At 46.2% G+C, this 17,060-nt stretch carries 26 protein-coding genes; 17 read left to right on the top strand and 9 right to left on the bottom strand.

Features of this window, described 5'->3' with window-relative positions; all coding sequences use genetic code 11:
- Nucleotides 1-19: 19 nt before the first annotated feature.
- From JWV37_RS00695 to JWV37_RS00655, 9 genes are all read right to left on the bottom strand, one after another.
- Nucleotides 20-688: an outer membrane protein gene (locus JWV37_RS00695; RefSeq protein WP_205457719.1), complete on the bottom strand. Its 669-nt coding sequence runs from the start codon at nt 686-688 to the stop codon at nt 20-22.
- Nucleotides 689-798: 110 nt separating this feature from the next.
- Nucleotides 799-1,470 (bottom strand): response regulator transcription factor, encoded by a 672-nt coding sequence (locus JWV37_RS00690; RefSeq protein ID WP_205457718.1) that lies wholly within the window; start codon nt 1,468-1,470, stop codon nt 799-801.
- A complete protein-coding gene (locus JWV37_RS00685) occupies nt 1,425-3,266 on the bottom strand; it encodes a 7TM diverse intracellular signaling domain-containing protein (protein ID WP_205457717.1) in 1,842 nt (613 codons plus the stop codon). The genes JWV37_RS00690 and JWV37_RS00685 overlap by 46 nt, the downstream gene beginning before the upstream one ends.
- Nucleotides 3,267-3,343: 77 nt before the next feature.
- Nucleotides 3,344-3,757, bottom strand: a complete 414-nt coding sequence (locus tag JWV37_RS00680) for a GNAT family N-acetyltransferase (protein ID WP_205457716.1) — start codon at nt 3,755-3,757, stop codon at nt 3,344-3,346.
- Nucleotides 3,754-4,734 (bottom strand): DUF2156 domain-containing protein, encoded by a 981-nt coding sequence (locus tag JWV37_RS00675; RefSeq protein WP_369407628.1) that lies wholly within the window; start codon nt 4,732-4,734, stop codon nt 3,754-3,756. Before JWV37_RS00675 ends, JWV37_RS00680 begins: the two co-directional genes overlap by 4 nt.
- Before the next feature lie 147 nt (nt 4,735-4,881).
- Nucleotides 4,882-5,367: an ankyrin repeat domain-containing protein gene (locus JWV37_RS00670; protein ID WP_205457715.1), complete on the bottom strand. Its 486-nt coding sequence runs from the start codon at nt 5,365-5,367 to the stop codon at nt 4,882-4,884.
- A gap of 1 nt (nt 5,368) precedes the next feature.
- Nucleotides 5,369-6,796 (bottom strand): catalase, encoded by a 1,428-nt coding sequence (locus tag JWV37_RS00665; protein ID WP_205457714.1) that lies wholly within the window; start codon nt 6,794-6,796, stop codon nt 5,369-5,371.
- Between the two features lie 191 nt (nt 6,797-6,987).
- A complete protein-coding gene (gene rnhB, locus JWV37_RS00660) occupies nt 6,988-7,539 on the bottom strand; it encodes a ribonuclease HII (RefSeq protein ID WP_205457713.1) in 552 nt (183 codons plus the stop codon).
- A 50-nt stretch (nt 7,540-7,589) separates the two neighbouring features.
- Complete coding sequence (locus JWV37_RS00655; protein ID WP_205457712.1) at nt 7,590-8,663, bottom strand: ATP-binding protein; 1,074 nt, start codon at nt 8,661-8,663, stop codon at nt 7,590-7,592.
- A 63-nt stretch (nt 8,664-8,726) separates the two neighbouring features.
- Between JWV37_RS00655 and JWV37_RS00650 the strand changes: the two genes are divergently transcribed.
- From JWV37_RS00650 to rpsH, 17 genes are all read left to right on the top strand, one after another.
- Nucleotides 8,727-10,283, top strand: coding sequence for a B12-binding domain-containing radical SAM protein (locus tag JWV37_RS00650; RefSeq protein WP_240331930.1), 1,557 nt, complete (start codon nt 8,727-8,729; stop codon nt 10,281-10,283).
- 162 nt (nt 10,284-10,445) lie between these two features.
- On the top strand, nt 10,446-10,757 hold the full coding sequence (gene rpsJ, locus JWV37_RS00645; protein WP_205457711.1) for a 30S ribosomal protein S10: 312 nt from the start codon (nt 10,446-10,448) through the stop codon (nt 10,755-10,757).
- Nucleotides 10,758-10,767: 10 nt separating this feature from the next.
- A complete protein-coding gene (rplC, locus tag JWV37_RS00640) occupies nt 10,768-11,346 on the top strand; it encodes a 50S ribosomal protein L3 (protein ID WP_205457710.1) in 579 nt (192 codons plus the stop codon).
- Nucleotides 11,343-11,957, top strand: coding sequence for a 50S ribosomal protein L4 (gene rplD, locus JWV37_RS00635; protein WP_205457709.1), 615 nt, complete (start codon nt 11,343-11,345; stop codon nt 11,955-11,957). Before rplC ends, rplD begins: the two co-directional genes overlap by 4 nt.
- Nucleotides 11,958-11,959: 2 nt before the next feature.
- Nucleotides 11,960-12,241, top strand: a complete 282-nt coding sequence (locus tag JWV37_RS00630; RefSeq protein WP_205457708.1) for a 50S ribosomal protein L23 — start codon at nt 11,960-11,962, stop codon at nt 12,239-12,241.
- Between the two features lie 2 nt (nt 12,242-12,243).
- The gene (rplB, locus tag JWV37_RS00625) at nt 12,244-13,074 is read left to right on the top strand and encodes a 50S ribosomal protein L2 (RefSeq protein ID WP_205457707.1); all 831 of its coding nucleotides are present in this window, start codon (nt 12,244-12,246) and stop codon (nt 13,072-13,074) included.
- 2 nt (nt 13,075-13,076) lie between these two features.
- Nucleotides 13,077-13,358: a 30S ribosomal protein S19 gene (gene rpsS / locus JWV37_RS00620; protein WP_205457706.1), complete on the top strand. Its 282-nt coding sequence runs from the start codon at nt 13,077-13,079 to the stop codon at nt 13,356-13,358.
- A 10-nt stretch (nt 13,359-13,368) separates the two neighbouring features.
- The gene (gene rplV / locus JWV37_RS00615) at nt 13,369-13,701 is read left to right on the top strand and encodes a 50S ribosomal protein L22 (protein ID WP_205457705.1); all 333 of its coding nucleotides are present in this window, start codon (nt 13,369-13,371) and stop codon (nt 13,699-13,701) included.
- A gap of 1 nt (nt 13,702) precedes the next feature.
- Nucleotides 13,703-14,401 (top strand): 30S ribosomal protein S3, encoded by a 699-nt coding sequence (rpsC, locus tag JWV37_RS00610; RefSeq protein ID WP_205457704.1) that lies wholly within the window; start codon nt 13,703-13,705, stop codon nt 14,399-14,401.
- 2 nt (nt 14,402-14,403) lie between these two features.
- Nucleotides 14,404-14,829 carry a 50S ribosomal protein L16 gene (gene rplP / locus JWV37_RS00605; protein WP_205457703.1) on the top strand — a complete coding sequence of 142 codons (426 nt, stop codon included), beginning with the start codon at nt 14,404-14,406 and terminating at the stop codon, nt 14,827-14,829.
- Nucleotides 14,816-15,001, top strand: a complete 186-nt coding sequence (gene rpmC / locus JWV37_RS00600; protein ID WP_205457702.1) for a 50S ribosomal protein L29 — start codon at nt 14,816-14,818, stop codon at nt 14,999-15,001. Before rplP ends, rpmC begins: the two co-directional genes overlap by 14 nt.
- Nucleotides 15,002-15,013: 12 nt before the next feature.
- The gene (rpsQ, locus tag JWV37_RS00595; protein ID WP_205457701.1) at nt 15,014-15,265 is read left to right on the top strand and encodes a 30S ribosomal protein S17; all 252 of its coding nucleotides are present in this window, start codon (nt 15,014-15,016) and stop codon (nt 15,263-15,265) included.
- Complete coding sequence (rplN, locus tag JWV37_RS00590) at nt 15,265-15,633, top strand: 50S ribosomal protein L14 (protein ID WP_205457700.1); 369 nt, start codon at nt 15,265-15,267, stop codon at nt 15,631-15,633. Before rpsQ ends, rplN begins: the two co-directional genes overlap by 1 nt.
- A gap of 2 nt (nt 15,634-15,635) precedes the next feature.
- Nucleotides 15,636-15,869, top strand: coding sequence for a 50S ribosomal protein L24 (rplX, locus tag JWV37_RS00585; RefSeq protein WP_205457699.1), 234 nt, complete (start codon nt 15,636-15,638; stop codon nt 15,867-15,869).
- Nucleotides 15,870-15,872: 3 nt separating this feature from the next.
- Nucleotides 15,873-16,424 carry a 50S ribosomal protein L5 gene (gene rplE / locus JWV37_RS00580; protein WP_205457698.1) on the top strand — a complete coding sequence of 184 codons (552 nt, stop codon included), beginning with the start codon at nt 15,873-15,875 and terminating at the stop codon, nt 16,422-16,424.
- Nucleotides 16,417-16,602 (top strand): type Z 30S ribosomal protein S14, encoded by a 186-nt coding sequence (locus JWV37_RS00575; protein ID WP_205457697.1) that lies wholly within the window; start codon nt 16,417-16,419, stop codon nt 16,600-16,602. Before rplE ends, JWV37_RS00575 begins: the two co-directional genes overlap by 8 nt.
- Nucleotides 16,603-16,612: 10 nt before the next feature.
- A complete protein-coding gene (rpsH, locus tag JWV37_RS00570) occupies nt 16,613-17,008 on the top strand; it encodes a 30S ribosomal protein S8 (protein ID WP_205457696.1) in 396 nt (131 codons plus the stop codon).
- Nucleotides 17,009-17,060 lie beyond the last annotated feature (52 nt).

Here is a 17,060-nt window from a genome sequence, read left to right as displayed (position 1 = left end):
CCCCTCTTGTTACAAAAAATTAAAAGAAGTAATTAATGGCAACCACAAAAGAGTGGTCAGAGTATTCGCCTTTGATGTCGGTGTAGTCGCCACTGTTGTTGGTGTACATGTGACGCTTTTTGGCATCTTCGGTAGCGTGGCGGTAAAGGTATTCGCCACTAAGAGAGAGGGATTTGCTAAGGTAATGTTCCACGCCAAGACCCGCTAAGACATACCCAAGGGTGTGGTTAAACGAACCGTTGTCCACAAAAGAGCTACCAAAAACCTGATGACTAGCCCTGAGCCAACCGTACCCTAAGCGCCCTGTGACGTAGGTTTCCGGTGCGATGGCGTAGCCACCTTTGTAGGAAAGGTCAAAAGAGGCGTTGGTTTTGAATCCGCCCCCTAAAGAACCCATGTTGTAAGTGCCTTTGGCGGTAGAGTCTTTATAGGAAGCTTCCACCCCATGAAATCCCCCCTCGACATGCATCCTCCAGCCCCCATGAAGCCCAAACATCAGCCCTGCTTTGTTGATGTCAGTGGAAAAGGTGTCTAGCCCGCCTGTGTCTGTGACGGTAGATTGTACCGTGGGACTATTGACACCTAAAATTGCCCCAAGGTAAAAACCATCCTTCCCAACTCCCCCAGCCTGTGCACTCGCGCCAAAAACGCACAGTGCTAAGCATAATTTTGATACAACATGTCCCATACGAACTCCTTTTTGTGGTTTACATGTAAAGCATTAATGTATTTTGTGTTTCGTTTCTGTGTTTATATAGTAGAAAAATTTTGTTCCAAAAGCGTTCCAAATGGACGAGTTTAGGTTAAGCGGTAGCCGAGGTTGGAGACTTTGACGATTTTTAAAGGGGCTATTTTTTGACGCAAACGGTGGATGAGGGTGCGTTTGGTGGTTTGGGAAACAGCTTTGAAAGGCCAAAGGGTGTTATCAAGCTCCGCTTCGCTAAGCACCGCTCCTTCTTTGAGGGCCAACAGGTGAAACAAGAGGGTTTCGTTGTGGGTAAGGGCAAGGGGTTTTTCGCAGTAGCTGAGGGTTTGGGTAAAAGGATTATACGTATGCTCGCCAAAGTGTAGTACCGTTTGGGTGTGGCGCAACAAGGCAAGTTTGACCATGGAAAGCAAGGCGATGGGTGCGTAGGGTTTGCAAAGGTACTGGGCAAAGGGAATGCGGGCCACCTCTTCAAGGGTTTTGGTGTCGTTGTAGGCGGTGAGAAAAACAACGGCGCACCCAAAGTGCGTGTGCAAGGTTTTGGCCACATCGATACCGTTTTCCTCTTCACCAAGGTTGATGTCACAAATGAGCACGGTGGGCGGCTGTTTTTTGGCGTAGTGGTAGGCTTCTTTGGGATTTTTAGCACTTGTGCACTGTGAAAACCCCGCGGATTCTAGGGTGAGCAGAATGTCCATCGCCACGATGGACTCATCTTCTACGACGAGGATGGGGGTGTGCTTGGCGCGAAGGAGAGTGTCCATGTGCATCCTTGTTGGGTGGAGTGGGTAAGTGTTCCGCCAAGCTGTTGGCGCGCGAGTGTTTGCACAAGGGTGAGCCCTAGCCCCTTTGTCTCTTTTTCCGTCAAAAACAGGTCGCCAGAATCAGAAACCACGATAGAGGCGCCCTGTGGCGAAGCAACAGCTTCAACGGCAATGCGTAAAGGGTCTTTAGCGCGTGCATGGCGGTAGGCGTTGCTAAGGAGTTCGTTGAGAATTAACCCACAGTAGATGAGGTCTTTAATGGGCAATACTCCTTTACATGTAAGGGTTAAATGGGTTTTTTGTTCAGGGTCATAGAGGGCTTGAACATGGGAAGCCAGCGCTGAAAAATACGTAGCGATTTCCAGTGTTTCTTGGGGGGATTCGCGGTTGAGGATTTCATGAAGAGTGCTAATGGTGCGCACGCGTCCTAGGGCCTCTTCAAGCATGGAAATTGCCTCTGTACTTTGGGCGCGGGGAAGTTGAAGATTTAAAAGGGAAACAATCATTTGCAAGTTGTTTTTTACCCGATGGTTTAGCTCTTTGAGTAAAACTTCTTTGTGTTCAAGGGCTTCTTTAAGACTGGCAGTTTTTTCTTCAACAGTGGATTGCAAGAGGGCTTTTTGTTCTTCTTTGAGGGCCAAGAGTGCGCGATCGCTCTCTTCTTTGGCCCTTTGCAAAAGGCGCAAACGGCTCGCAAGGGCAAAAGAAAACAGTAATGCCTCAAAGACGATGCCTGCTTCTGCAATGTAAGGGAGGGTATCATACAAGGTTGAGGTGCCAAGGTTTAAAAAGGCCATCAAAAGAAGCGACACAATAAGTACGCTCCAGCCCGCGGCAAAATAGGGTGCTAGAGGGTTGCGCTTGGCTAACAAGTAGTACCCAAATCCCAAAAGGGAAAAGACAAGCACCGCGTTAAGGGCTAAAAGTGGTTGAAAGAGGACAGGAAAAAAGCTTCCCAAGAGCGCGCCACCCACAAGCACGTACCGCAGGCTGAGCCAACGGTGAAAGCGCGGATAGTGCCGGTGCGTTTTAAAATACGCTCCCGTAAAAAGCATCATAAAAAACGTGAAAAGCGTGAACACCAAACCGCTAGCATCGCGCACCATGTCCATAAACCACGGCGGAAAAAGCATGTAGCCCACACCCGTATACATCATGTGGTGAAAGCTGATGGCGGCCAGATAACACACGTACCACCCGTAAGTAATGTCCTTTAAAAACACAAACAAAAACCCGTTGTAGAGCAACAACGCTCCCATGGCGCCAAAAAAGAGTGCTAGGACTACGGCATCAACGAGCATGTCGTAGCGTGCCTGCTCAAGGGAGAAAAGATGCCATTTTGCCTTGAGGGCGGTTCCAAAAGAGTATGTGTGTGCCAAAAGGATGACGTGTGTCTGTGGTGCTAGGGTGATTTCATAGGTAGGCTGGAGGTAAAAATGGGGTGCTTTTAGGGAGAGCGGTTGGCAAGTGGTGGCGCATTGAAACAATGCAATGTGTTCGTTGATGCGTGGAAAAAATTGCACAGCAAAGGTGCGGGATTCTTCGTGGGGGTTTTCAAGGCTTGCTTTGAGCCACAAATGGGACCGCTCATCAAAGCCAAAGGAAAGGATGGTATGCGGGGCTTCTTGCCAAGAGGATTGGTTGAGGACTTCTTGGGGTGTGTGGTCGGTCTCTTGGGTAAGCAGGTAATGGGTGTGGGGCATGAGAGAGTGTGCATCAAACGTTTCAGGCAAGACAAAGGGCTTGGCCCATAAACAAGCAATAGCAACAACCCACATCCCCACCATGCGCCCCATTGTTTCCCTTTTGTTAAAATCGGTTAAAAGATTATAACAAAAGGAGTGTTGCAAAAGCGTTCCAACTGCAACAAGGATTAGGGGCTAACGTACACCTTTGCATCGCACCCATCAGGGTAAAACGCCTTTTTTAGCCCTTTACATGTAAAGCCCAATTTTTCATATAGCGCGATAGCGCCAAGGTTGTCTGCGCGTACTTCAAGGCGCAAACGGGCGTTTACATGTAAGGCGTGTTGGAGGAGCATTTGGGCGATGCCCTGCCCGCGCGCACTGGGGTGAACCGCAAGAGAATAAACGCGCGGGATTTTACGGGGGAAGACGAGGATGTAGCCGCGTAGTTCCCCCCCTTCGTACGCCCCTATGATGCGCCCGCGCCTCAGATGATAGCCCATGGTGCGCTTGGTTAAAGGGCTGTCTTTTTCGCCAAAACACGCGTTTTCAATCTCCAGCAAGGCATGCAACTCTTCCCCGCGCGCGTGTTTGCAAATCATTTTTGGTAGATGGTGTACTTGGGGATGAGGCGGTCGGGTCGGTAGCTCATCTTCACTTTTTTGAGGTTTTCAAAACCCATGTCATCGCCCACGTTGATGTAGAGTGACCCGTAGGTGTCTTTTAAAATCTTAGAAAACTCACGGAAGACAAACTGTGCACAACCCAAAATCTCAAAGTCGGTTTTTTCGATGATGACGCTGGCGGTTTCGTGGTTGATGCGTTCCCCTACCGTAAAGCCTTTGACCTCTTCATCAATATACAGCACAATCCCAATGAGACCAAGCTCGTTAAAATGGCTAAGCATCCGTTTGACGGCGTGTTGTTCTTGGTAAATGCCCTCCAAAAACAGCTCCGCTTCTTCTTTGGGCATATAGCGGATGCGGTCGCCCACCCATTTGTGAAAGAGGAGCATGATGGGTTTGGCATGTTCTTCGGGGTCTAAAAGGGCGACACGAAAGTTGGGATAGGCTTTTTTAAATTTGTTAATCTCGTTGCGTTTGGTGTGGTACGCGTTGCCTTTGAGTTCGATGAGGTCGTCGCTTTTGTACAGGTAGTCTACCAATTTGCGCTCCACGAGAAAGTCCTGCAACACTTCGTAGATGATAGTCCCTTCTTCAAGGTCATTGACGAAGGTTTCAAGCATCTTTTCCGCCACGTAGTCGATGCGCGCGTAGTAGCGTGAGGCGTTGTTTTCATTCATGATGGCAAAGCATTCCATGACGGCATCGTAAAAATTCTCTTTCTTTCCAAGGGGCGGCAAGAGCATGGAAAGTTCGCTGCCCGTCATGGCAAAAAGGCAAAAAGAGTCGTTGATGATGGTGTAAAAACCGCTTACATTGGAAAGCCAAATGTAATTGGCTGCAAAGGTGTAGTCGCTGATGTTAATGTCCAGCTCTTGAAGGTGGTTTTCCATCAGGCTTTTGGCTTTCATGTCAAAGTGTTTAAGCTTGTGTCCGCGAACACTAAAGGTTGGCACGAGGGGTCTCCTGGGGGGGTGATTTTTTGGAATTGTACTCCAAAAAATGTCATTTGCAGTAGATTCCTTTTAAATCCCTAAATCAAGGGCTTTAAAAGGGGCTAATTTACTCAAAAAAGGTCTACATGTAAGGATTTTTTCGTGAAGTTAAGCGGAAGATTTTTTAGAAGAAAACCACCGTCCAAATCCCAAGAGAAAACGTTCAAAGACCGAGGGCTTTTTGCCCCCGTGTCTGATGAGGGTTTGGGCCAGTTCTCTGCGCCCAAAAAGAAGGGCAAAGGTGACGGGCGTGGCACCCAAACCGTTGTTTTCATAAGGGTTTGCCCCATGTTCTAACAAGAGTTTTGCCATGGCGTCGTAGCCCTTGAAGCACACCCCTGCAAGCGGGGTTTGTCCCCGGTCGTTTTTTTGGTCTACATTGGCACCCTGAAGCAACAAAGCCTGCGCCGTTTTGAGATGGTTATGGTAAGCGCTAAGCATCAACAGCGTGTTGCCTTTGGCATCACATAAGTTTACACTCATGCCCGCACCCACCATTGCCATGAGCGCCACCGTATGTCCTCCTCTGGCAAAATCCAGCGCCATATGTTGGAGCTCTTCGTAGCGTGCTTCTTCTTCGGGTGTAACGTGCATATTATTTTCCTAGTGCTGTTTGTACGCCCTTGGCGTAATCAGGCGAAACATGCTCAAAAATCTTCATCTGTCGCGCGACAATTTCTGCTGGAACCCCATCCATCGCTTCGGCAATATTGCTAAAAAGCTGGGCTTTTTGGCTTTCGTTCATGAGATTAAACAGCGCTCTGGCTTGGGAAAAATCGTCATTGCCATCACGGTGGTCGTAGCGGTCTGCGTCTCCTTCAAGAGCCAATGGTGGTTCGGCAAAGGCGGCGTTTTCTTTGGGCCCATCAAAACTGTTGGGTTCATAATATGCATCCCCACTAATGCCTGCGCTAAAGTTCATCGAGCCATCGGCGTTATAGGTGTTAACCTCCACAATGGGGCGATTAACAGGAAGCATTTCGTAGTGCGTGCCTACGCGGTAGCGGTGCGCGTCAGGATAGGAAAAAATCCGTGCTTGGAGCATTTTGTCAGGTGAAAAACTGATGCCTGGCACCACGTTTGAGGGTGAGAAAGAGGCTTGCTCTACCTCATTGAAGTAGTTTTTTGGGTTTTCATTAAGAGTAAGTACGCCCACGGGGATGATGGGATACTCTCCATGTGGCCACACTTTTGTCAAATCAAACGGGTTAAAGGCCGCATGCTTGGCTTGTTCTTCGGTCATGATTTGGATTTGGAAATCCCACTGGGGAAAATCGCCTTTTTCGATAGACTCAAACAAGTCGCGCTGGTTGCTCTCACGGTCTTTAGCGACAATGGCTTCGGCTTCGCGGTTAGTGAGGGTTTGGATACCTTGGCGGGTTTTAAAGTGAAATTTCACCCAAAAACGCTCGTTGTTGGCGCTGATGAGGCTGTAGGTATGGGAGCCGTAGCCGTTGATGTGACGATAACTTTTAGGAAGTCCGCGGTCAGACATCAAGATGGTGACTTGGTGGATGGATTCTGGACTCAAAGACCAAAAATCCCACATGGCGGTGTTGGAGCGCATGTTGGAATGGGGATGGCGCTTTTGGGTATGGATGAAATCGGGAAACTTGTACGCATCGCGAATGAAAAACACCGGCGTGTTGTTGCCTACTAAGTCCCAATTGCCCTCACGGGTGTAAAACTTCATGGCAAAGCCGCGTACATCGCGCTCAGCATCTGCCGCACCGCGCTCGCCTGCTACGGTAGAAAAGCGCAACAACATGCGGGTTTTTTCACCTTTTTGGAAGACGGTGGCTTTGGTGTAGCGGGAAATATCTTCGGTGATTTCTAACACGCCGTAAGCACCACTGCCCTTGGCATGCACCACGCGCTCGGGGATGCGTTCACGGTTTTGGTGGGCAAGCTTTTCGATGAGCTGATAATCTTGCATCAAAAGAGGCCCTCTCGCCCCTGCACTTTGGCTGTTTTGGTTGTCGGCAATGGGATTGCCTGCGGTGGTGGTTAACTGCTTGCTCATAAACCCTCCTTACTAATAAATTTTATTATCTAGGAATTTTACTCATAATGCCTTAAGGCCTACTGATAGAAAAAGGTTACCCTTTTTCAAATCAGCCCTTGAAAAAAAGCAAGTACTAAGAGTGCGTGGGCCTTCCGCCGAGGAAAACTCAGCGTTAGCGTAGCCTTCAGGGCTCTGCCTTGAAGGTGTATCTAAAATGAAAACGAAGGCTGCCTGAGCGACTTGATTTTAAAGCTGTGACGTTGCAAAGGGCTTGGCCCTAAAGATTGAATGCGCTCCATGTGGTGTGCCGAACCGTAACCTTTGTGTTTATCAAAGCCGTACTGCGGAAAGCGCGTGTGCATTCGTAGCATGTAGCGGTCTCTTGCAACTTTAGCCAAGATGCTAGCCGCACTTACTTCGGGGATACTTGCATCGGCTTTAACGAGGGTTTGAATCCCCTCTACCCCAAAAGTGCAATTGCCATCCATGAGGATGTCGTGCGTGTTAAAATGGGCTTTGATGCGGCTTAGGGCGTAGTGTAAACAGGTACTAAGGCCTAAGGTGTCTACTTTGGTGTGGGAAAACCACACAATTCTAAAAGACGCACTTTTGGTAATTTGGGCAAAGAGGATGTCACGGCGCTTGGGGCTTAGGGCCTTAGAATCTGCGAGCCCTTCAATAGGAGTATTTAAGACACATCCCGCGACCACTAAAGGCCCCGCAAGGCATCCTCGTCCAGCTTCATCTATGCCACATAACATCTGTTTCCTTTATCCTAATTTTACACAAAATCTTTACATGTAAAGCATGTTTAGCACTGAAGTGCCCACTCCCAAAACGGAATAATCTCGCACACGATTCCCTCTTTTTCGCCACTGCCTTCATTGCCAACACTTAAAACACTGAGGCGCTTAATGCCAAGACCGCGCAAATGTTCGACCATTCCCCCAAAGCGACGCAAGATAAGTTCTGGTGGCAAAAAAGGAATGCACACCAGCGCTTCTTGGGCTAAAGGCAAGTAAAAATCCACTACTGGGGTGTAGTAAATGGTCGTGTGTTTTTTGAGCAGTTCACAAAAGACAATGTTTTCAAAACGCCGTAAAAAATCTTTTTCAAAAGTGAGGGCATTTTTGAGGGCAAAGTCATTGAGGTAGACTTTTTTGGGCGTTTTGGGTGCGTCAAATTTGGAGACAAAATGCAACAACCCTTTGCGTTCAAACAGCGCTGCTGCGCTATAGAGACTGTCTTTAGAGAGCTTTACATGGGGTTTGAGGGATTGGTAGAGGTGGTGCAAAGAGAGCGGGCGCGATTGCGAGAGTGCCATGTGGCGAAACAGGGTGATTAAAAGAGGGTCGTACAAATCTAATAACAACGAAGTCTGCAGGGCTTTGGCAAGTTCGGTTTCACCTAGTGCCACATGGGCAGGCGATCTGCCGTGATTGGCGTAGAGGTTAAAAAGATGTTCGCTTGAAGCCGCTCCTTTACTAAAGGCCATAAACTCTTCAAAATCCAAGGCATCCACAAGCATGCGGGTAAATCCTTCTACATGTAAAGCAGTATCGGTGGAGCTAAGAAGAAGAGGAATGTCCTGGGGAAGGGCCAGTGCGGGCGTGTAATCGTCGATGACTAAAAGGGTAAGCGGGGTGGTTTTGCAAAACGTTTCTAGCGCGTCCCCTAGCTCTCTTGGGTCAAGGCGCACATCATGAAGGCTCAGGTAAAGAAAAGATTTAGGAGGAAGGGTGGAGAGGTAATCTAATAGCAGAGCTGTTTTTCCTGCGCCTTTAGGGCCAACGACAAGAGTGTTTGGGGTTTCAACGCGCACTTTTCGGTCATGAAAATGGTGAAATATAGGGGGTTTTTCGTACAACGTTTCAAGAGCTTTCACGGGAATTCCTTACATGAGTAACCCAAAAAGTATACCAAACCGATGGTAAAAAAATGAAGTATAATGTTGTCTCAAAACCTTACATGTAAAGAAAAACCGATGCACGATATTGTCTTAACCACCTTTAATGCCCGTTATGCCCACACCGCTTTGGGGTTGCGCTATTTGCTTGCCAACCTCAAAGAGTGGCAACCCAAAGCACGCCTCCTTGAATTTGTGATCAACACAAACGTGGCCGAAGCCGCCGAGGCAATCTTGGCATGCAATCCCAAGATTGTGGGCATTAGCGCGTATATTTGGAATGCCAACGAAGTGCGTGAATTGGTGGAAATTATCAAAAAAATCGCCCCACAAATCTGGGTGGTTTTAGGTGGGCCAGAAGCCAGTCATCTTCCCCATCGCGTGGATTTTGGCAAAGCAGATGTGATTATCCAAGGAGAAGGAGAGGTGGCATTTTACAATCTTGTAACGCAACTTTTAACCACGTCCGAGCCGCCGCAACACCGCATTAGCGCGTCCCCTGTGGACATGAAAACCCTCATCTTGCCCTATGCTTTTTACACCGACCATGACATTGCCCATCGCACCTGCTACGTGGAAGCTAGCCGCGGGTGCCCTTTTTCGTGCGAGTTTTGCCTCTCATCGTTAGACAAAAAAGTGCGCGAAATTCCCTTGCCACTCTTTCTTGATGCCCTTGAAACCCTGTGGAAACGGGGAGTACGAAATTTTAAATTCATCGATCGCACCTTTAATCTGAGCATTGCTACTGCGACCCGGTTGTTGGATTTTTTCTTAGCAAAAGAGGGGGAGTATTTTGTCCATTTTGAGGTGATTCCTGAACGATTTCCCGAGGCGCTCAAAGAACGCATTGCAAGGTTTGCTCCTGCTTCGCTGCAACTAGAGATCGGAATCCAAACCCTCAATCCTGACATCGCCAAAGGAATTCACCGAAAGCTTAACATCCCAAAAATTGCCCAAAACCTCGCTTTTTTACAAGAGCACACCCATGCGCATTTACATGTAGATTTGATTGTGGGATTGCCTGGAGAGGATTTGGGCAATTTTGGGCGCAACCTTGATATGCTTCAGTCCCTAACCCAGTGTGAAATTCAAATTGGGATGCTCAAAAAACTCTCGGGTACCACCCTTTCGCGTCACGATGAAGAGCAGGGAATGGTCTACGCCGACACGCCACCTTATGAGGTGTTGCAAACACAAGATGTTCCTTTTGCTGCTATGCAACGCATGAAGCGGTTTGCACGGTTTTGGGATTTGGTCTACAACAGCGGTAATTTCAAAAAAACTGCTCCAAAATTATGGCGTAACGGAAAAGTTTATGCGGGGTTTGGGGCTTTTAGCGGATGGATTTATAGCCAAACAGAATCCACATGGCAAATCTCTTTAGACAGGCTTTCTTGGCTAATTTTTACCTATTTAATCACCCAGATGCACGAAGATGAAAGCTTTGTAAAGGGGCTTATTATAGAAGACATTATGGCCGTTCCTGGGCGTAAGCTCCCTAAATTTCTAAGAGAAAATACCCCAGAAAGTAATGTTTTCAAAACTCAGCCCTCTCCTGCTAATAAACGCCAACGCAAACACACAGCACAAGCGCAATAATGTCTTCTCAAAAAGTAATCTTTTCCTTGCAAAAAGGAAAAGATTAGCCACTTTATTCCCTAAAAGTGCCTATATCCTTGACTTCGAGGTCATCTTTCAGTAAAATCTCAGTCCTTTTTAGGGTCGACTTACGAGCGACATGTTCTTTTTTAAGGGTAAATTATGGAAAAAATTCGACTTAAGCTGAAAGCTTATGACCACCGAGTTTTAGATCGATCAGTTGCAGCTATCGTAGAAGCTGTTAAGCGAACAGGCGCAGAAATTCGTGGCCCCGTTCCGATGCCTACTAAGATTAAGCGTTATACCGTGCTTAAATCTCCTCACGTCAACAAAGACTCACGAGAACAATTTGAAATGCGCATCCACGCTCGGATGATTGACATTGTCTCTGCAACCTCTGACACAGTTGATTCGCTGATGAAACTTGACCTCGCTCCTGAAGTGAACGTCGAAGTACGAGCTATGGGTAAGTAAGGAAGTGATGATGGAATATATCGTAGAAAAAATCGGAATGAGTAGAACCATTAGCGTGCCAAGCGTACCTGTGACCCTACTAAAAGTGCTAGAAGCGAAGGTGTGCGAGGTAGGTGAAAACAATACAGCACTTGTTGCCTATAGCGATGGCAAGAAAATGAACAAAGCAATCGCTGGTCAACAAAAAAAGTATAACCTCTCCGCAGAATACAACCGTTTTGCAACCTTAGAAGTCAACGCAAAAGAAGCGGGTGATTTGGACGTTGCTCCACTACAAGAAGCAAAAACATTAAAAGTAAGCCTCAACAGTAAAGGTCGTGGCTTTGCAGGTGTTATCAAGCGTCACGGCATGGCAGGTGGTCCTGCAAGCCATGGTAGCCGTTTTCACCGACACGGTGGTTCTATTGGTAACTGCGAATGGCCAGGTAGAGTCATGAAGGGTAGAAAAATGCCAGGACACATGGGCAATGCAAAAACAACCGTTCAAAACGAAGTTGTTTCATTCGATGCAGAAAATGGCGTACTCGTGCTAAAGGGATCCACTCCTGGATTTAATGGCGCTATGGGGCGGATAAGGATCGTAAAATGAGTCAAGCAATCGTATTAAATGAAAAATGGGAGCACGCTTCCAAAATCGCTCTTCCAGAGCGATACGAGCAAATCAATGCCCATAACCTTTACCTTTATTCTAAATCCTACATGGCAGCAGCGCGCGCTAACACAGCAAGTGCAAAAACACGTAGCGAAGTAAGTGGTGGTGGTAAAAAACCATGGAATCAAAAAGGCCGTGGTGGCGCACGTGCAGGTAGCTCACGAAGCCCTGTATGGGTTGGCGGTGGCGTTACGTTTGGTCCTAGCACCAACCGTAACTACATCCAAAAAGTAAATAAAAAACAAAAACGTCTAGCCCTTGAGTTTGCTTTGCATGAAAAAGCAGCCAAAGACGCATTGTTTATCGTAGATACCGTAGCGATTGAATCGGGTAAAACCAAAGAAGCAGCCGCTATTGTCAATAAACTTGGGGTGCGCGATGTTCTTATCGTCAAAGAATTGATGGATGAAAATACATTTTTAGCATTTCGTAACCTTAAAAACTGCTATGTCATCGAGCCAAATGAGCTAAATGCCTACCTCGTGGCAGCATTCCGCTCGGTAATGATTGAAAAAGCAGTCCTTGAAACTTTAGTGGGAGAGGCTTAATCATGGCAGATATTACTGATATCAGAGCAATTCTGTACACAGAAAAAACTCTGGGTCTTCAAGAAGACGGTATGGTTGTTATCCAAACCTCTCCTAAGATGACCAAAAACGGACTCAAAGCGGTTTTAAAAGAATATTTTGGGTTTACTCCTTTGCGTGTGAATTCATTGCGCATGAGCGGTAAAGTAAAAAAATTCCGTGGTCGCATTGGGAGCAGACCTGATTATAAAAAGTTCTATGTTAAGTTGCCTGAGGGCGCTCAACTTGAGAATCTGGAGGCATAATTATGGCGATTAAAACCTATAAACCTTATACCCCAAGTCGCCGTTATATCACTGGACTCAGTTCGGATGACATTACGGCAAAGCCAAGTGTACCTTCGCTTCTTAAAAAGCTTCCAGCATCTGCCGGACGTAATAGCAATGGCCGTATTACTTCACGCCATAGAGAAGCTGGTGCGAAAAAACTGTACCGAATTATTGACTTCAAACGTACAAAATTCGGCATTCCTGGTCGCGTTGATGCAATCGAATACGACCCTTACCGCAACTGCCGTATTGCTTTGATTACTTATGTTGATGGGGAAAAACGTTATATTATCCAACCTTCTGGTTTAAAAGTGGGCGATAGCGTGCAATCTGCAGAATCTGGACTTGATATTAAGCCAGGCAATGCGATGAAGCTTAAAAACATCCCCGTGGGTACCATTTTGCACAACATTGAACTCAAGCCTGGCAAAGGTGCGCAAATGGCACGAAGCGCTGGTGGCTACGCACAACTTATGGGTAAAGATGAAAAATACGTCATTATGCGTCTTCCAAGTGGCGAAATGCGCCAAGTGCTTGCTGAGTGTATGGCAACAATAGGTGTTGTTGGAAATGAAGATTTCATCAATATCGTGATTGGTAAAGCGGGTCGCAACCGACACCGTGGCATCCGACCACAAACCCGTGGTTCCGCGATGAACCCAATCGACCACCCACACGGTGGTGGTGAAGGTAAAACAAACTCTGGCCGACATCCTGTAACGCCATGGGGTAAACCAACTAAAGGTGCTAAAACACGTCGCAAGAAAGCCAGTGACAAGTTGATCATCTCTCGAAAGAAAGGAAAGTAACGATGGCACGATCATTGAAAAAAGGACCTTTTGTTGACGATCATGTCATGAAAAAAGTCCTCAAAGCAAAAGAGAGTAACGATACAAAGCCAATTAAAACTTGGTCACGACGTAGCACCATTCTTCCAGATATGATTGGTATTACGTTTCAGGTCCATAATGGAAAAAGCTTTATCCCACTCTATATTACAGAGAATCACATCGGGTACAAATTGGGCGAATTTGCTCCAACACGAACGTTCAAGGGCCACAAGGGCTCTGTGCAAAAAAAGATTGGTAAATAAGGGGCGATGAATGAGTAGAGCAGTATTAAAATTCATCCGTCTTTCTCCAACTAAAGCACGTTTAATTGCACGTGAAGTTCAAGGGCTTAATGGAGAGATTGCGCTAGCACGCCTAGAGTTTACTCCCAATAAAGCAGCACACGTTATCTCTAAAGTGATTGCTTCTGCAATTGCCAACGGTGGATTTGAACCAGAAGAAGTCGTTATTTCTTCTTGTCGTGTTGATGCGGGTCCCGTACTCAAACGTTTCCGTCCAAGAGCAAGAGGCAGTGCCAGTGGCATCCGCAAGCCGACCTCGCACGTGTTGGTGGAAGTAAGTAAGCAAGCAAAGAAGGAAGACTAAGATGGGTCAAAAAGTAAATCCAATTGGTTTAAGACTTGGGATTAACCGTAACTGGGAATCTCGCTGGTTCCCTAGCAAACAGACGCTTTCTGTGAATATCGGCGAAGATTATGCCATTCGAACGTTTTTGAAAAAAGAACTTTTTTACGCAGGCGTGAGTCAGATTTTAATTGAGCGTACAGCTAAGAAACTTCGGGTAACCGTTGTTGCAGCGCGCCCTGGCATTATTATTGGTAAAAAAGGTTCTGATATTGAAAAATTGAAAGAAAAACTTCAACAATTAATCAATAAAGACGTCAATGTTAACATTAAAGAAGAGCGTCGCCCACAAGCTTCCGCACAGCTTGCAGCAGAAAACGTTGCAATGCAACTAGAGCGCCGCGTTGCCTTTAGACGAGCGATGAAAAAAGTGATTCAGGGTGCTCAAAAAGCAGGCGCCAAGGGAATCAAGATTTGTGTTGCTGGACGACTTGGCGGTGCTGAAATGGCCCGAACCGAGTGGTATTTGGAAGGACGTGTACCTTTGCACACCTTGCGCGCAAAAATCGATTACGGTTTTGCGGAAGCACATACAACTTATGGAATTATTGGCGTAAAAGTTTGGATTTTTAAAGGTGAAGTGCTTGCTAAAGGTATTCAAGCAGAAAAACCTGAAGAGCCAAAGCGACCACGAAGTCCAAGAAACAGAAGAGGTAAGTAATCATGTTGATGCCAAAAAGAACAAAATACCGAAAGATGATGAAGGGCCGCAACCGAGGCAAAGCAAGCCGCGGCGCTTCCATTGCTTTTGGTGAAATTGCTATCAAAGCAATTGAAGCTGGACGGATTGATTCACGACAAATTGAAGCAGCACGTATCGCGATGACGCGCCACGTGAAACGTCAAGCAAAAACATGGATTCGTGTTTTTCCTGACAAGCCACTTACTGCAAAACCTCTTGAAACAAGGATGGGTAAAGGTAAAGGTTCTGTTGATAAATGGGTCATGAATATCAAGCCTGGTCGTATCATCTATGAAATGGCGGGTGTAAGTGAAGAATTGGCGCGCGAAGCGTTGACGCTTGCAATGCATAAGTTGCCATTCAAGACGAAAATCATCACGCGAGAGAGTGAAAATGAAGTATATTGATTTAACAGAGAAAAGCGCGACAGAGCTTCAGGGATTGTTAAAAGAAAAAAAGGTGCTGTTGTTTACGTTGAAACAGAAGCTTAAAACCATGCAGCTGACAAACCCTAATGAGATTGGCGATGTTCGTAAGGACATTGCTCGCATCAACACAGCAATTGCTGCTTTAAAGTAAGAGGGTCGAGACATGTCATTAAAAAGAGAAATTCAGGGAGTCGTTGTTCAAAAAACTGGCGATAAAACCGCCACTGTTTTAGTTGAGCGACGCGTTATGCACCCACGATACCATAAATTTGTCAAACGCTTTAAAAAATACCTCGTGCACGATGAAAGCAACGTAGCCAATGCTGGCGATACGATTGTTGCGGTTGAGTGCCGACCACTTTCAAAGCGAAAATCCTTTAGACTTAAGGCTGTTTTGGCCACAGGAGTTGCGTAATGGTACAAAGTTTTACACGACTTGCTGTTGCGGATAACAGTGGTGCAAAAGAGATTATGTGTATCAAAGTACTCGGCGGCAGTAAGCGCCGATACGCAAGCGTTGGCGACGTTATCGTTGCTTCAGTAAAAAAAGCATTGCCAACTGGCAAGGTCAAAAAAGGACAGGTCGTGAAAGCGGTGATTGTCCGAACCAAAAAAGAGATTCAACGCGAAAACGGTTCGTTGATTCGTTTTGACGAAAATGCCGCGGTTATTCTTGATAATAAACGTGAGCCTATTGGAACACGTATTTTCGGACCCGTAGGTCGTGAAGTACGCTATGCGAACTTTATGAAAATCGTTTCTCTAGCTCCGGAGGTACTGTAGTCATGGCACAAAAGTTTAAAATTAAAAAGGGCGATACCGTTAAGATTATCGCTGGTGATGACAAGGGAAAAACAGGAGAAGTGATTCAAATGCTTCCTAAAAAATCCCAAGTCATTGTAAAAGGCTGCAAGGTTGCCAAAAAAGCAATCAAGCCAAGCGACAAGAATCCTGATGGTGGTTTTGTAAACAAAGAAATGCCCATCGATATCTCCAATGTTGCAAAAGTGGAGGGCTAGGTTATGAGATTGAAAGAAAAATACGAAGCAGAAATTAAACCTGTTTTGGTAAAAGAGTTTGATATTAAAAACCCCATGCTTATTCCTGCGCTTGAAAAAATCGTTATCAGCGTGGGTGCTGGCGATTCTGCAAAAGATGCAAAAGTGATGCAAAGTATGACAGATACCATCTCTTTGATTGCTGGCCAAAAAGCAATGACAACGGATGCTCGAAAATCCGTTGCGGGTTTTAAAGTGCGCGAAGGATTTCCTGTTGGCATTAAAGTCACACTGCGCTCTAAGCAAATGTATGCATTTTTGGACAAGTTGATTTCTATTGCACTTCCACGTGTAAAAGACTTCCGTGGTGTTCCACGCAACGGATTTGATGGTCGTGGCAACTATAACTTTGGCCTGAACGAGCAAATGATGTTTCCTGAAGTGGTGTATGATAAAGTCATGAAAACCCACGGAATGAATATCACGGTTGTTACAACAGCAAAAACAGACAAAGAAGCCTTCAAGCTCCTTGAGCTTTTTGGCATGCCGTTTGCGAAGGGGAAAATCAATGGCTAAGAAATCAATGATCGCTAAGGCTGCACGAAAGCCTAAGTTTGCCGTACGCGCCTATACTCGATGCCAGATTTGTGGTCGACCTCATTCTGTTTACAAAGACTTCGGTGTTTGTAGAATATGTTTGCGTAAGATGGCCAATGAGGGATTGATCCCAGGCCTCAAAAAAGCTAGTTGGTAAGGAAGAGAAAATGATGAACGATATGATTTCCGATGCACTCACCCGCATCCGAAACGCTTCAATGCGCAAACTAGAGGTTACCAAACTGATTCATACCAATGCGGTTGAAGCCATTTTGGGCATTTTTCAATCTAAAGGCTATCTTGAGAGCTTTAACGTGGTTGAGGAAGGCAATAAAAAATTTATTAACGTTGTCTTGAAGTATGATGAAAAAGGCAATCGTGTTATTAATGAAATTAAACGTATCTCAAAGCCTGGACGCCGCGTGTATAAAGGCAAAGATGATATTAAACGTTTCAAAAACGGTTACGGAACCATTGTTGTAAGTACCTCAAAAGGCGTTTTAAGCAATGATGAAGCCCACAAGACAGGTGTCGGTGGCGAAGTGCTTTGCAGCATCTGGTAAGATGCTGCCCGTTACTTTTTATGGTATTCGGTATCCATTCGTAAAAGTAGAC

The organism is Sulfurospirillum tamanense (assembly GCF_016937535.1).
Taxonomy (GTDB): Bacteria; Campylobacterota; Campylobacteria; order Campylobacterales; family Campylobacteraceae; genus Sulfurospirillum_B; species Sulfurospirillum_B tamanense.
Note: the sequence above shows the minus strand (reverse complement) of the source record. Positions and strands in the feature narration are given on the sequence as shown.